Source organism: Arthrobacter sp. AIWTK1, assembly GCF_056680535.1.
In genome coordinates, this window is record NZ_CM155287.1 from 2645931 (window position 1) to 2659206 (window position 13276).

Consider the following 13276-nt stretch of genomic DNA (forward strand, 5'->3'; position numbering starts at 1 on the left):
CGAACGCCCGGCAGCTCCGGCGAAAGCCGATAAGCAGTAAGGAGCATCCCTGCCGATGTACAGCATGTTGTCGATCACCCCGCCCGCCACACCGGACATCTCCGGAATCAACGCCGCCGGGATCGTGATCAGCATCGGAGTGGGCGTCACAATCTGGCTCGTTGCTTCGTTTGTGATTGCCGGGATCACCAAAAGCGTGGCCGCCGGAACCACGTTCTTCAAGAAGCCGCACTTCCGCTGGGTCGCCCCGGCCCTGCGCGCCCTGGACCACGAGCGCCGGGTCCAGCGGGCCAGGACCATCGGTTCGCTCCTGAACAGCGTGGCGGGTGTCCTCATCGCCGTGATCACCATCATGTACGTCCTCAAGAACCTCGACGTGGACATCGCCCCGCTGCTCACGAGCGTGGGCATCCTGGGTGTGGCCATCGGCTTCGGCGCCCAGCAGCTCATCCGCGACTTCCTGGCCGGAATCTTCATTACCATCGAGGACCAGTACGGCATCGGCGATATCATCGAGACCAGCGAAGTGGTGGGCACGGTGGAATCCATGGGCCTGCGCATCACCCGCGTCCGCTCCGACGACGGCGCCATCTGGTACCTGCGCAACGGCGAGATCCTGCGGGTGGGTAACCGCTCCCAGGGCAACTACGTGGCCCCCGCGGACGACTCCGCCGACGTGCCCGACCCTGATACCGCACCCCAGCAGAAGGCCGGAGAGTAACCATGAGCACGCCAACCCCTGAACAGCGCCAACCGAAGATGCTGATGCAGAACGATCCCTTCACCCAGCCCGGGTACACGGACAACTTCTACGACGCCGTGGGCGGCCACGAGACCTTCGTGAAGCTCATCGACGTGTTCTACGACGGCGTGGCCGCCGATCCGCTGCTCCGGCCGATGTATCCGGAAGAGGACCTGGCCCCGGCCAAGAGGCGCTTCCTGATGTTCCTCGAGCAGTACTGGGGAGGCCCCACCACCTATGGCGAAGAACGCGGACACCCGCGTCTGCGCATGCGCCACATGCCGTTCAGGGTCACACCCGAAGCCAAGGACAGGTGGCTGCACCACATGCGCACAGCAGTGGACGCGCTGGAACTGCCTCCGCTCTACGAAGGCACGCTGTGGGATTACATGGAGCGGGCTGCGCTGTCCATGGTGAACAGCCCCTCGGACGCCTGAGCGACGATCCCGCGATCCCCGGTGCGGCGCAGGCCGGCGGTCAGCGCCGCCCGTGCCGTACTGCCAGCGCTGCGCGCGCATTGCCGGCGAGGTGCAGGAGGACCGCCACGATGAGGAAGGCGACGAGCACCTGCGCCGTCGTCGCCAGCGCGGCCGGCCAGCCGCCGTCGAGCGTCGGATCAAGGAAATCGTAGACGTACCAGCCGTCGATGGCTCCGCGCACCCACGAGAAAACAAGGAAAGCGGCCGGATATCCGAGCCACACGAACGGCCGCGCCCACGTGCCGCGCACGGTCCTCGTCACGAGGAGCCAGTCAAGCGCGGCGAACAGCGGAGCCAAACGATGGTGCACGAGCTGGGGCCAGTACATGTCCAGGCTCCACCACGGCTCGCCGGGCGGGGCCACGAGGATCACATAGATGAGGCCCGTCATCACCAGGTACAAAGCCAGCGGGCCGAACAGGCGGTTCCACCATTCCGGCAGCCGGGTCCGCGGCAGGGCGGCTGATGCAACGAGCACGAGTCCGAGGACAAGGTTCGACTGGACCGTGAATTCCGAGTAGAGCTGGGCGACGTCCACGTCATTGCCGGGTAGGGTCGCGTCATAGGTCTTCCGGACAAGGGCGAGCAGCACAAAGACGCCTACTGCGAAACGGAGCGTGCGGATCCACATGCGGTCCGGATGCAGCGCATCGTTAAAGCCAAGGTGCCGCTCGACCGGGGGATCCAACACCGACATGACGCTCATGCGCCCAGTATGGCAGGCCCGTTCAGACCCTCACGAGGGTCTTAAAGCCCTGAACCGGTGCGGGCCAGGACGTGTCCGCGTTGCCCGCTGAGCCGGAACCAGCGCCCCGCCCGGAAGAGCTGCTGTTCGCCGTCGGCCAGGAAACCGAGCGTCAGGGCCGCGAAGGCGGCACCCAGCGGGAGCCCGGCGGCACCCGGCAGTTCCCGGCCCCAGACCGAGGCACGGGCGTTGTTGACGATCAGGGCGCCGGGCTTGTCCGGGATAATGGCGGCGATTTCGGTGATGCCCGCCTCGGCGGCCTGGCGCAGGGTGGCGTCCTGCAGCGTAGCGACGGATTCCCAGCCGGTGCGCGGCGCACCGACGCCGGCCCACGACTCGGTGACTGTCACCGGCGGCAACGGCAGCTCGACGTCGTCCTCCCCCGCCCGCGCCAGCCGGTCCAGCACCGCCGAGATCGGGACGGTGACGTCGGTGTCCGCCGGCTGCGCCAGGGCCATGGTCCGCAGCCCGAGGATCGTGGGCGTCGCCTCGCCCAGCAGCCGGGGACGCAACACGCACACCCAGGCGGCAAGCACCGGACCGGAGGCCTGGAGGCGGATGGCGCCGTCGTCGATCGACTTGGCGCGGGTGGCAAAGGTGCGCAGATCTGCCAGGTCGCGGGGATCGGTGAACTGCAGGGGCTGGGTTAGGACGTCAGACACAATATCGACTCTACCGGCTGCGCCTCTTTGGGACGGTGCCGGAGTGACGTCTAAAGTCGAACCATGACTGAAGCCGATGCCGGACTGCCGGGACCGCCCGCACAGGACCCCACCTCCTCGCTCATTGAACTCCTTGACCTTGGCGAGCTTGAGGGTGCCCGGACCGATGAAGACATCTTCATGGGCCCTTCCCAGCGCCAGCCGCGGCAGCGCGTGTTCGGCGGCCAGGTCCTGGCGCAGTCGCTGATCGCCGCAAACCGGACAGTTGATCCCGCGCGCAGCGTGCATTCCATGCACGGATATTTCCTGCGCCCGGGGGACGCCAACAAGCCCATCACCTTCGGTGTGCAGCGGTTGCGGGACGGCCGGTCATTCTCGGCCCGGCGGGTCCACGCCTACCAGGACGGTATGCCGATCCTGTCCATGATCGCTTCCTTCCAGGAGGAAGACGAGGGAATCGACCACCAATCCCCCATGCCCGAGGGCATCCCCGACCCCGGGTCGCTGCCAAGCACGGCGGACCTGCTGGGCAAGTTCGACCACCCCGTGGCACGGCACTGGGCGTACGAGCGTCCTTTCGACATCCGGCATGTGGACCCGGCGCTGTACGTTTCCGCCAACGGTGAAAGGGAAGCCCGCAACGCCGTCTGGATGAAAACCTTCGGGCCCATGCCGGACGACGCCAATACGCACCGCGCAGCCCTCGCCTACGCCAGTGACTACACGCTGCTGGAATCCATCCTGCGCAGACACGGACTCAGCTGGATTACGCCCGGCATGAGCGTGGCAAGCCTCGACCACGCCATGTGGTGGCACCGGCCGGTGCGCGTCGATGAGTGGCTGCTCTACGTGCAGGAATCCCCGAGCGCCCAGGGCGCGCGCGGACTGGCCACCGGCAAGATCTTCAGCCGCGACGGGCAGCACGTCGCGACGGTGGCCCAGGAGGGAATGGTGCGGGTGCCGACCGACCTCAAGAACAAGGTGGTGGGCGCCTTCCAGACGAAGGTCCTGCAGCACCAGATGCGCAAGGCCGGGAAGGACTAAGCGGCAGTTTCCGGGCTGCCGCGGGCAGCGACCCCGATCCTGGCCCCGGCATGCGCACGCAAAAGGCCGGTTCCTTCGGGAACCGGCCTTTTGCGTGCCTTAGCCGTGCGTGCGGTACCTAGTCGCGGGTCAGGCGACGGTGCGTGACGCGGTGCGGCTTGGCTGCGTCGGGGCCCAGGCGCTCCACCTTGTTTTCCTCGTACGACTCGAAGTTGCCCTCGAACCAGTACCACTTCGACGGGTTTTCCTCGTCACCTTCGTAGGCCAGGATGTGGGTCGCCACGCGGTCCAGGAACCAGCGGTCGTGCGACACCACGACGGCGCAGCCGGGGAATTCCAGCAGGGCGTTTTCCAGGCTGCTGAGCGTTTCGACGTCGAGGTCGTTGGTCGGTTCGTCAAGGAGGAGCAAGTTGCCGCCCTGCTTGAGGGTCAGGGCCAGGTTCAGGCGGTTGCGCTCACCACCGGAGAGGACGCCTGCCTTCTTCTGCTGGTCCGGGCCCTTGAAGCCGAACGCTGCTACGTAGGCCCGTGACGGCATTTCAACGTGGCCCACCTGGATGTAGTCGAGGCCGTCCGAGACAACCTCCCACAGCGACTTGTTCGGGTCAATGCCGCCGCGGCTCTGGTCCGCGTAGGAGATCTTGACCGAGTCACCGATCTTCAGGTCGCCGCCGTCGAGCGGTTCCAGACCCACGATGGTCTTGAACAAGGTGGTCTTGCCGACGCCGTTGGGGCCGATGACCCCGACGATGCCGTTGCGGGGAAGCGTGAAGGAGAGGCCGTCGATGAGCGTCCTGTCCTCGAACCCCTTCTGCAGGTTCTTGGCTTCGAGCACCAGGCCGCCCAGGCGGGGTCCCGGCGGAATCTGGATCTCTTCGAAGTCGAGCTTCCTGGTACGGTCCGCTTCCGCTGCCATTTCCTCGTAGCGGGCCAGGCGGGCCTTGGACTTGGTCTGGCGGCCCTTGGCGTTGGAGCGTACCCACTCGAGTTCCTCGGTGAGGCGCTTCGCCTGCTTGGCGTCCTTCTTGCCCTGGATTTCCAGGCGGGCGCGCTTCTTCTCCAAATAGGTGGAGTAGTTGCCTTCGTACGGGTAGAGGTGGCCGCGGTCCACTTCCGCGATCCACTCGGCCACGTGGTCGAGGAAGTACCGGTCGTGGGTCACGGCGAGGACGGCGCCGGCGTAGCTGGAGAGGTGCTGTTCCAGCCAGAGGACGCTTTCGGCGTCGAGGTGGTTGGTGGGCTCGTCGAGCAGCAGGAGGTCCGGCTTCTGCAACAGGAGCTTGCACAGCGCCACGCGGCGGCGCTCACCACCGGAGAGGAGAGTGACATCGGCATCCGCCGGCGGGCAGCGGAGGGCATCCATGGCCTGCTCGAGCTGGGAGTCGAGGTCCCAGGCGTCGGCGGCGTCGATGGCTTCCTGGAGCTGGCCCATTTCTTCCAGAAGCGTGTCGTAGTCCGCGTCGGGGTTGGCCATTTCCTCGGAGATCTCGTTGAAGCGCTGGATCTTCCCGTAGATCTCGCCTACGCCTTCCTGGACGTTGCCCAGGACCGTCTTCTCCTCATTTAGCGGCGGCTCCTGGAGCAGGATCCCCACCGTGTAGCCCGGGCTCAGCCGCGCCTCACCGTTGGAGGGGGTGTCCAGGCCAGCCATGATCTTGAGAATGGTGGACTTACCGGCACCGTTCGGGCCAACAACACCAATCTTGGCCCCCGGGAAGAAGGACATGCTTACGTCGTCGAGAATAAGTTTTTCGCCAACGGCCTTTCGGGCCTTGGTCATTGTGTAGATAAATTCCGCCATGGTTCCAAATCTAGTGGGTCGGCGGGGTTAACTCACATTCGTGGCTGCCATTGGCAGGACGGTTGCGTTCAGGCTCAACCGCCCACAAAGCACTTTCCGGACGCCAGCACGGGCAGGACAGTAACTACCACTCCGCCGTCACGGATCTGGCCGATCACGCAATCCTTACCGTGCAGGGCAGCTGCCTCGATGGCGTCGACCTCCAGGCCGGTGGGCGTGCTGCTGGCCGAGACCTGCAACGAACCGGCGGGTATGCCGGCGCCGGTGAGGGCCGCAGTCACCTGGTCCTGCCCCGGCTTGGGGTTGGCCGCGGCGACTCCCCGGAGCGCATTGCCCACGGTTTCACTGAGCCGGGCGGTGGCAGCGTCGAGTACCGGCTGCACGGCGGCGGGAGATGCCCCGGGCCCGGCAGCTGCTGACGCTGCCGGCTGCGCAACCTGGGCTCCTGGCACAGTGGCGGCAGCCTGCGAGGGCGACGCCGATGAACCCTTACCCGCGCCACTGCAGCCGGCGACCCCCGCCGCAAGCATGGACGCCGCGAAGAGTAGAACGGGCGCGCCGCGCAGGCGCCGCGCGGTTCCGGACCGTGGCGTTCCGGACTGGCGGCCGGACGGTGGCTGGGGGGTCTTTGCTCGGATCACCTTGCCATTCTGCCATGCGGCACCGCAGGGGGACGGTGCCGCACTCCGGCATCAGAAGGGCATGTTCAGGCGGCGGTGCCGGTAAGTTCGCCGGTCTCCGAATCGAGCTGCAGGACGTCACCGTTTTCGTCGTCGACGAAGATCCCCTCGGCTGACGGATCTCCGTGGTCCTCGTCCTCCCTGGGATCTCCGCCGTCATCAGGATCCTCCCCGCCGGGTCCGCTGACGTCCTGCAGCCCGGTCGCATGGCCGTGCTGACCCTGCGTCCCGCCGGGCTGGGCGGCGTTCCCGGCCGTACGGGTGAAATTGGCCGAGCCCCACATGAGGTCATGGCCAACCGACTCGGCGTCGATCTCGGCAACGTGGTGGATCCGGCCGTCCTTTTCCCAACTCCGCATCTTGAGCCGGCCCACAATAATGACGCGCTGGCCTTTCTTGATGCTGCAGCCCATGTTGCCCGCAAGCTGCCGGTAGCCCTGAACAGTGAACCAGTTGGTGTTGCCATCGACCCATGCGCCCGATGCGCGGTCATAGCGCCGGTCTGTGGAGCCGAGCCGAAACGATGCGGTGGCGACTCCCCCGGGCGTGGTGGAACTCTTGATCTCCGTGGCAACGAAGCCCCGGACGGTGATGTTGTCGGTCATCTTGGTGTCCTGTCTCGAATGGTGGTGCCCTAGCAGGCATCTTCAGCTTCATGCCGTATAAGCGCCGGGGCGAGGGGCACGCGTCGCTATGTGCACAAGTCCGGGCGAACCCGGGATGTTGGGGACGAGTCGAAACACCGCCAAGGGGCTGACTGGCCGAAGGCGCGCAGCACTGTAAACTTTTCTAGGCGCTGCCCGAATGGTCCGGGCACGCCCACGTGCCCCAGTAGCTCAGGGGATAGAGCAGCGGCCTTCTAATCCGCCGGTCGGGGGTTCGATTCCCTCCTGGGGCACAAAACAGGAAGCGGCACCCGCCTGCGTCAATGCAGAGGGGGCCGCTTCCTTCGTTCCCGGGCAGCCGATGCCGCCGCCACCTTTCCACACGGCAGTCCCGGGAGGACAGTATTAACTGACATGCCGGAAACGGGAGCTTGCCTCCTGCACACCAACCACGGTAAGCATGCTTATGATTTGATGGCGGCGCCGACTCATTTGAAGTGGTGTCGGCGCCGCAACTTCCCCAACGGTGGATCACCTCACAGAGGATGGACCGAATGACCCAGCAATCACCGGACTACGAGCCGAACGAAGCAGCCGCAGTTTCACCGCAACCCGGACCCGTCCCGACCCGCGGCGTATCGGCAGAGGGCACACCGGCCGAGCGCCTGCCGGCAGAGGGCACACCTGCCGAGCGTGTGCCGCCGCCGGGCGCACCGGCCCAACCAGCCGCACCGGCTCCGCCGGAGGAGCGGCATGTGACGCGCGCAGGCATGGTCTGGGCCGCCGTCGCCACCGCGTTGGTGGTGATGATCCTCTTGATCATCTTTATCCTGCAGAACCAGGACTATGTGCAGGTCAGGTACTTCGGTCTGGAGGGCGCGGTTCCGCTGGGAATTGCACTCTTCATCGCGGCTGTGGGCGGCGGGGTGCTTGTGGCTGTTGCCGGCGCGGCCAGGATCATCCAGTTGCGCACGGCGGCCCATCGCCGCCGGGTGCTTGCGCAGCGCGTGCGCTAAAGCGCGGGCGGCGAGTGCGCCTATGCATCCTGCAACGGGTAGGCGTCACCCGTAATCGACGTCGCCCCGGTGTCCTTCGGGTGTTTCGTCCAGGTCCGCGATATCGGGTTCAATCGTGGCGGCCAGGTCGCCGGCGACGGAGTCCCGTGCGGCCTCTTCCGCCGGCCGGACCGTACCGTCGTCGCCGCGAGCGGTGCGGTCTTCGTCTGGAATCTCAGTCATGTGCCCAAACTAGTCCGGAACGTTCGGCTTGTCGACGCGTTGTCGACGCGTCGCGCCTGCGGCCCCGGGCAGGCACTCCATTGGGCAGGAACTGTCAGCGTTCCAGCAACTCCTTGAGGTTTCCCAGCACTGTTTCCCAGAGCTTTGCCGACTCTTCGGCCTCGGAATCACTCTTGTTCTTCCCCTGCGTGATGGTGACCTGGGTGCCGTCGGGCTTCGCTTCGAGCCGGTACTCCACGGTGTGGTAGTTTTCCGGCTCATCAGGTAGCCCCGTCAGCGGGCTGTAGTGGGTGATGCGCAACAGTTCCTCGTGCCGGTTTTCCAGCACGATGCCTTTGTCCTCGTAGCGTTTGCCTTTCCACTCGCCGGCGAAAGTCACCGGCTCGCCCTCGCGCCAGGTGGTGGTGACATTGGTGCCGAGGAAATCAGGTGGTGGTGACATTGGTGCCGAGGAAATACTGCCGGACGATTTCCGGGTCGGTCAGCGCCTGCCATACCCGGCTGCGCGGGGCTTCCACCAGCACGGATGCTTCCGCGTCCTTGATCTGATCATTCATGCATGCCTCCTCCGCACGACCATACGCGCGACGGCAGGCCTTGTTAAGGACCGGGCAAACGCCAGGACCCCGGAAAAAGGGCCCGGCACCGCTTGCGCGGTTCCGGGCCGTTCCGTGGGGCGCGGGCCCCGGCCGTGACGAAGCAGGGGCCCGCGGCCTGTATCAGGCAGCGCACCGCAGGGATGCGCGCCAACACGGGAAAGCGCTGCGGCCGGTCAGGCGTACGGCAGGACGAGTCCCGCGTACCGCTCCTTCATGGTCGCCAGCACGCTATCGCCGTCGGCGTCCCAGATTTCCTGGTTGAAGATTTCCACTTCGATGTCGCCCGTGTAGCCGGCGTCCCGCACCCAGGTGCCGATGGTGGCGAAGTCGATCACGCCGTCGCCCATCATGCCGCGGGACAGCAACGCGTCTGCAGCGATCGGCAGGTTGAAATCGCACACCTGGTAGGACGCGATGCGGTTCTCTAGGCCGGCCCTTTCGATCTGGGCCTTCAGCTCCGGGTCCCACCACACGTGGAATGTGTCGACGGCGACGCCGACCGCCTTCGCCTCGTAAGGCGCCGCCAGGTCCAGCGCCTGGCCGAGGGTGGAGATCAGGGCGCGGTCCGCTGCGTACATCGGGTGCAGCGGTTCAAGCACCAGCCGGACGCCGTTCTCGACGGCGAACGGAACCAGGTCCGCCAGACGGTCGGCCACGCGCTGGCGGGCGGCCACCACGTCCTTCTCCCCCGGCGCCAGGCCGCCGACCACCAGGAACAGCTCCCGGGTGTCCAGCGCCACGGCTTCCAGGATGGCGGCGCGGTTGTCGGCGAGGGCGGCAGCCTGCCCTTCGGCGTCGGCTGCCGTCAGGAAACCGCCGCGGCAGAGCGAGGACACCCGCAGACCGGCGTCCTTGATGAGCTTGGCGGCCTTGTCCACGCCGGCTTCGTGCACCCGGTCCCGCCAAGGTCCGATCGCAGGAATGCCGGCACGGGCGCAGCCGTCCACTGCCTCGGCCAGGGTCCATTTCTTAGTGGTGGCGCTGTTCAGCGACAGCCTCGTGAAGTCGCTCATACTCCCACTCCGTTGATTCGCAGGTAGTCGGACATCCGGAACGCAGCCAGGGCCGGGTCCTTCAACAGTCCGGCTTGGTCGGCAAGTTCGAAGGTCCTGGCGAGGTGCACCACGGAACGGCCGGAGTGCAGTCCGCCCACCATCTGGAAACCGGGCTGCTTGCCGTTGAGCCAGGACATGAACGCGATGCCGGTCTTGTAGTAAAAGGTGGGGGCACTGAAGATGTGCTTTCCGAGCTCACGGGTGGAGTCCAGGATGGCACGCGCCTTGACGGCATCGCCGGCGTCGTAGCTTTGCAGCGCCGCCGAAGCGGCCGGGTAAATGGCGGCGAAGATGCCCAGCAGGGCGTCCGAATGGTGCGTGCCGTCGCCGTCAATCAGTTCCGGGTAGTTGAAGTCGTCGCCGGTGTAGAGTCGGACGCCTTCCGGGAGTGCGGCGCGCAGCGCCACTTCGTGGCTGGCATCCAGGAGCGAAACCTTGACACCGTCCACCTTGTCCGCGTGCTCGCGGATCAGGGAAAGGAACGTGTCAGTGGCCGTGGCGACGTCGTCGGAGCCCCAGTAGCCGGCGAGGGCGGGATCGAACATGGTGCCGAGCCAGTGCAGGATGACCGGCTGGTCCGCTTCCTGCAACAGCGTCGAGTAGACGTGCAGGTAGTCATCCGGCCCGCTGGCCACTTTGGCCAAGGCACGTGAGGCCATCAGGATGACCTTGGGGCCGGCCTCGGAGACGACGGCGACCTGTTCGCGGTATGCATCCAGGACGGCCTGGATCCCGGCGGCACCTGTTGGTACGGCAGCCGGATCCAGCTGGTCGGTGCCGGCGCCGCACGAGACGAGGTCGCGGACGGACTTGCCGGCCGTGGCGGCGGCGCCCGAGGAAACCACCGACGCCGCTTCGACGCCGGTGCGCTTGATCAGCTGCTGGGTGGCGGTCCAGTCCAGGCCCATGCCGCGCTGGGCGGTGTCCATGGCGTCGGCCACCCCGAGGCCGTAGGACCAGAGCTCGTGCCGGTAGGCCATGGTGGCGTCCCAGTCGAGGCTGGCCGGCGCGCCCGGCGTGTTGTCAGCGGTGACTTCCGGGATGACGTGGGCTGCGGCGTAGGCGTGCCGCGAGGTGATGGGGGCTGAGGGCTTTGCCCAGGCGGGCGCGGACTGAAGGCGGTATTCGCGGGTTCCGCCGTCGCCGGCGGGAAGGATCAAGGATGTCATCAGAGCGAGATCTCCGGGATGTCGATGGTGCGGCGTTCGTCGTTGGACTGCAGGCCGAGCTCGGCGAGCTGGACGCCGCGGGCGGCGGAGAGCAGGCCGAAGCGGTGTTCGCGGCCGGCGACGACATCGCGCAGGAATTCCTCCCACTGCAGCTTGAAGCCGTTGTCCAGCTCGGCATTGGCGGGGACTTCCTGCCACTGGCTGCGGAAGGACTCCGTTACGGGCAGGTCCGGGTTCCAGACGGGCTTGGGGGTGTGGGCGCGCTGCTGTGCGACGCACTTGTTCAGTCCGGCGACCGCGGAACCGTGGGTGCCGTCGATCTGGAATTCCACGAGTTCGTCGCGGTAGACCCGCACGGCCCAGGAGGAGTTGATCTGGCCGACAACTGGCTCGCCGGCCGGCGTTTCCAGTTCGAAGATGCCATAGGAGGCGTCGTCGGCCGTGGCCTTGTATTCCTTGCCGGCTTCGTCCCAGCGTGCCGGGATGTGGGTGGCGGTCTTGGCGTTGACGCTCTTGACCTTGCCGATGATGCCTTCGAGGACGTAGTTCCAGTGGCAGAACATGTCCGTTGTCATGCCGCCGCCGTCTTCCTTGCGGTAGTTCCAGGACGGGCGCTGGGCTGCCTGGATATCGCCTTCGAAGACCCAGTAGCCGAACTCGCCGCGGATGGACAGGATGCGGCCGAAGAAGCCTTCGTCAACGAGGCGGCGCAGCTTCACCAGGCCGGGCAGGTACAGCTTGTCGTGCACGACGCCGGCGGTGACCCCGGCTTCCTTGCCGATCCGGGCCAGTTCGATGGCCTCTTCCAGCGTTTCCGCGGTGGGCTTCTCGGTGAAGATGTGCTTCCCGGCCGACATGGCCTTCTTCAGGGTGGCCGCGCGGAGGCTGGTCATGGACGCGTCAAAGACGACGTCGACAGTGGGGTCGTTGATCACAGCGTCAAGGTCGGTGCTCCACTCGGAGACCTTGTGGAGCTCGGCCAGCTCCCGGATCTTGGCTTCATTGCGGCCAACCAGGATGGGCTCCACCTGGACCTTGGTGCCGTCCTCGAGGGTGAAGCCGCCCGCGTCGCGGATGGGGAGGATGGATCGCAGCAGGTGCTGGCGGTAGCCCATCCGGCCGGTGATGCCGTTCATGGCGATGCGGATCGTCTTTGTTTCGAAGCCCATGTGTCCTCCACGGTGAGTTGGTTCAGTATCGGATGTTGGGAAAGCGCATTCCCACTGCATTTATGATGCATCCCCGCGCGCCACATGGCAAGCGCTTTCCCGAAAGTCTCACAAACTGCCATAATGACCAATACGCGCACGTTGGCTGAACAGGAGACATCAGTGGCTGCAAGTACCCTCACCGAGGTGGCCCGATTGGCCGGGGTCTCACCCGCCACAGCATCGCGCGTCCTCAACGGTTCGGCCCGCACACCCGGCCCGGGAGTTTCCGAACGGGTGCGGCAGGCAGCCGAGACCCTGGGCTACATCCCGAACGCCCAGGCCCAGGCACTCGCGAAATCCAGCTCGGGACTAGTGGGCCTGATTGTGCACGACATTGCGGATCCGTACTTCTCGGCCATAGCCCGCGGGGTCCAGGAGGTGGCCCGCGAACAGCACAAGATGGTGCTTCTGGCCACCACGGGCGGAACTCCTGCCGATGAGAAGGAAGCGGTGGCCGCGTTCGCCGCCAGGCGCGCCGACGCCATTGTCATCGCAGGCTCTCGGTCCAGCCGCCCTGAAGACGAACAAGCCAACGCGGAACTTGCCGCCGAACTGGACCGCTACTGCCGCAATGGCGGGCATGTGGGCGTGGTGGGGCAGGCAATCGTAGGAGCCGGCGCGCTGGACGGGTATCACCTCGTGGAAGTGCCGAACGAACCGTTGGCTGCGGAACTTGCCGGAACGCTGGCGGCTAGCCATGCGGGCCATTTCGTCATCATCGGCGGCCCCGAAGGCCTGATCACCTCCGATGACCGGATCCGCGGCTTCCAGTCCGGCCTTGCGTCGGCCGGCTGCCCCGAAGCCGAAGTCCTCCGCGCATCTTTCAACCGTGCCGGAGGCTACGAGGCCGGGCTCGTGCTGGCCGAACGGATCCGGGACGCCCGGAAAGCCGAAACGACGAACGAGGGCGAAAAGCCGGACCTGTGCATCTTCGCCGCCAACGACGTCATGGCAATCGGCGCCGCTGCAGGGCTTCGTTCCCAAGGATTCAGAATTCCCCGCGACGCCCTGATCGCAGGGTTTGACGACATTGAAACACTCCGGGACTTCCGCCCGGCGCTTTCAACTGTCCGCCTTCCACTGGAGGACATCGGACGCCTGGCCACCTTGAGCACGGTGGGCTCCGGGGCTTTGGGCGGAGCAGACGGAAACCACGACGACGGCGCGGCCGTCACGGGCCAGGTGACACTCCGGCGGAGCACTGAGTGGACCCCCTGACGGGCAGTCGGGGGATACCGGCCGGCCT

At 66.3% G+C, this 13276-nt stretch carries 16 protein-coding genes and 1 tRNA gene; 6 read left to right on the plus strand and 11 right to left on the minus strand.

Annotation, left to right across the window (positions count from 1 at the left end; translation table 11 throughout):
• Positions 1 to 55: 55 nt before the first annotated feature.
• Positions 56 to 721 (plus strand): mechanosensitive ion channel family protein, encoded by a 666-nt coding sequence (locus tag AC1MDG_RS12130; RefSeq protein ID WP_043482099.1) that lies wholly within the window; start codon positions 56 to 58, stop codon positions 719 to 721.
• Positions 722 to 723: 2 nt separating this feature from the next.
• Complete coding sequence (locus AC1MDG_RS12135; RefSeq protein WP_479804072.1) at positions 724 to 1179, plus strand: globin; 456 nt, start codon at positions 724 to 726, stop codon at positions 1177 to 1179.
• A 40-nt stretch (positions 1180 to 1219) separates the two neighbouring features.
• Here the strand turns inward: AC1MDG_RS12135 and AC1MDG_RS12140 are convergent, their stop codons facing one another.
• Both AC1MDG_RS12140 and AC1MDG_RS12145 read right to left on the minus strand, forming a co-directional pair.
• Positions 1220 to 1927, minus strand: coding sequence for a Pr6Pr family membrane protein (locus AC1MDG_RS12140; protein WP_479804074.1), 708 nt, complete (start codon positions 1925 to 1927; stop codon positions 1220 to 1222).
• Between the two features lie 41 nt (positions 1928 to 1968).
• Entirely contained in the window at positions 1969 to 2628 is a 660-nt protein-coding gene (locus tag AC1MDG_RS12145) for a DUF8185 domain-containing protein (protein ID WP_479804076.1), read from the minus strand.
• A 63-nt stretch (positions 2629 to 2691) separates the two neighbouring features.
• Here AC1MDG_RS12145 and AC1MDG_RS12150 point away from each other — a divergent pair, with 63 nt between their 5' ends.
• The gene (locus AC1MDG_RS12150) at positions 2692 to 3672 is read left to right on the plus strand and encodes an acyl-CoA thioesterase (protein WP_479804078.1); all 981 of its coding nucleotides are present in this window, start codon (positions 2692 to 2694) and stop codon (positions 3670 to 3672) included.
• Between the two features lie 118 nt (positions 3673 to 3790).
• Here AC1MDG_RS12150 and ettA read toward each other — a convergent pair whose 3' ends face one another.
• The 3 genes from ettA to ssb all read right to left on the minus strand — a co-directional run bounded on the left by ettA (position 3791) and on the right by ssb (position 6758).
• Positions 3791 to 5473: an energy-dependent translational throttle protein EttA gene (gene ettA, locus AC1MDG_RS12155; RefSeq protein WP_043482107.1), complete on the minus strand. Its 1683-nt coding sequence runs from the start codon at positions 5471 to 5473 to the stop codon at positions 3791 to 3793.
• A 74-nt stretch (positions 5474 to 5547) separates the two neighbouring features.
• Positions 5548 to 6114 carry a DUF6993 domain-containing protein gene (locus AC1MDG_RS12160; RefSeq protein ID WP_479804080.1) on the minus strand — a complete coding sequence of 189 codons (567 nt, stop codon included), beginning with the start codon at positions 6112 to 6114 and terminating at the stop codon, positions 5548 to 5550.
• A 65-nt stretch (positions 6115 to 6179) separates the two neighbouring features.
• On the minus strand, positions 6180 to 6758 hold the full coding sequence (gene ssb, locus AC1MDG_RS12165) for a single-stranded DNA-binding protein (RefSeq protein ID WP_479804082.1): 579 nt from the start codon (positions 6756 to 6758) through the stop codon (positions 6180 to 6182).
• Positions 6759 to 6978: 220 nt separating this feature from the next.
• Here ssb and AC1MDG_RS12170 point away from each other — a divergent pair.
• Positions 6979 to 7051 (plus strand) — tRNA-Arg (locus tag AC1MDG_RS12170).
• A gap of 261 nt (positions 7052 to 7312) precedes the next feature.
• Positions 7313 to 7774, plus strand: a complete 462-nt coding sequence (locus tag AC1MDG_RS12175) for a LapA family protein (protein WP_479804084.1) — start codon at positions 7313 to 7315, stop codon at positions 7772 to 7774.
• A 45-nt stretch (positions 7775 to 7819) separates the two neighbouring features.
• On the opposite strand, the gene AC1MDG_RS12180 is transcribed toward AC1MDG_RS12175, so the two are convergent.
• The 6 genes from AC1MDG_RS12180 to AC1MDG_RS12205 all read right to left on the minus strand — a co-directional run bounded on the left by AC1MDG_RS12180 (position 7820) and on the right by AC1MDG_RS12205 (position 11988).
• Positions 7820 to 7996 (minus strand): hypothetical protein, encoded by a 177-nt coding sequence (locus AC1MDG_RS12180; protein ID WP_479804086.1) that lies wholly within the window; start codon positions 7994 to 7996, stop codon positions 7820 to 7822.
• 94 nt (positions 7997 to 8090) lie between these two features.
• Positions 8091 to 8438, minus strand: coding sequence for an SRPBCC family protein (locus tag AC1MDG_RS12185; protein WP_479804088.1), 348 nt, complete (start codon positions 8436 to 8438; stop codon positions 8091 to 8093).
• Positions 8422 to 8553: an SRPBCC domain-containing protein gene (locus AC1MDG_RS12190; RefSeq protein WP_479804090.1), complete on the minus strand. Its 132-nt coding sequence runs from the start codon at positions 8551 to 8553 to the stop codon at positions 8422 to 8424. The genes AC1MDG_RS12185 and AC1MDG_RS12190 overlap by 17 nt, the downstream gene beginning before the upstream one ends.
• A gap of 215 nt (positions 8554 to 8768) precedes the next feature.
• Positions 8769 to 9608 (minus strand): sugar phosphate isomerase/epimerase family protein, encoded by an 840-nt coding sequence (locus tag AC1MDG_RS12195; RefSeq protein ID WP_479804092.1) that lies wholly within the window; start codon positions 9606 to 9608, stop codon positions 8769 to 8771.
• Positions 9605 to 10819 (minus strand): dihydrodipicolinate synthase family protein, encoded by a 1215-nt coding sequence (locus tag AC1MDG_RS12200; protein WP_479804094.1) that lies wholly within the window; start codon positions 10817 to 10819, stop codon positions 9605 to 9607. The genes AC1MDG_RS12195 and AC1MDG_RS12200 overlap by 4 nt, the downstream gene beginning before the upstream one ends.
• On the minus strand, positions 10819 to 11988 hold the full coding sequence (locus tag AC1MDG_RS12205) for a Gfo/Idh/MocA family protein (RefSeq protein WP_479804095.1): 1170 nt from the start codon (positions 11986 to 11988) through the stop codon (positions 10819 to 10821). The genes AC1MDG_RS12200 and AC1MDG_RS12205 overlap by 1 nt, the downstream gene beginning before the upstream one ends.
• A gap of 162 nt (positions 11989 to 12150) precedes the next feature.
• Between AC1MDG_RS12205 and AC1MDG_RS12210 the strand changes: the two genes are divergently transcribed.
• On the plus strand, positions 12151 to 13248 hold the full coding sequence (locus AC1MDG_RS12210) for a LacI family DNA-binding transcriptional regulator (protein ID WP_479804097.1): 1098 nt from the start codon (positions 12151 to 12153) through the stop codon (positions 13246 to 13248).
• Positions 13249 to 13276: the final 28 nt, after the last annotated feature.